The following is a 528-nucleotide window of genomic DNA, read 5'->3' on the forward strand; positions in this document are numbered from 1 at the left end:
GCCGATGTTGGCCGCGCCACCGTTGGAGGTTGTATCCGTCAGCGTGAATGCGCCACTGGCGATCAGCGCGGCTGCCCCGGCGGGCAACGAGAACGGACTGCCATTGAGCTGCACCACCGGGCTGCCCACGACCGACGCATGCAGCGTGTCGCCGACATCGAGATCGCTCACCGAGAAGTTGCCCGTGATCGTCGCCAGGTTCTGGGCCGAGGCATTGGTCAGTTCGAGCACCGCCACCGGATCGCTCGTGTCACTCAGCACCGGCGCATCATTGGTGCCCGTGATGGTGAAAGTSACATTCTGSGTGCCGGAGTTGGTCGTGCCGTCATTGACCTGCACAGTGTAGGTGATGGTCAGGCTCTGGCCGGCGCGCAGGAAATCGAGGTTGGCAGCGGTCGGATCGTAGCTGTAGCCGATGTTGGCCGCGCCACCGTTGGAGGTTGWATCCGTCAGCGTGAATGCGCCACTGGCGATCAGCGCGGCTGCCCCGGCGGGCAACGAGAACGGACTGCCATTGAGCTGCACCAC

The 528-nt window shown here is 64.4% G+C and carries 1 protein-coding gene; it reads right to left on the reverse strand.

Features of this window, described 5'->3' with window-relative positions:
• On the reverse strand, nucleotides 1–528 hold a 528-nt coding region (locus tag AC1DZU_RS35650), incomplete at both ends, for a VCBS domain-containing protein (RefSeq protein ID WP_477292151.1).

The sequence above is a fragment of the Mesorhizobium sp. P2_A12 genome, assembly GCF_056405075.1.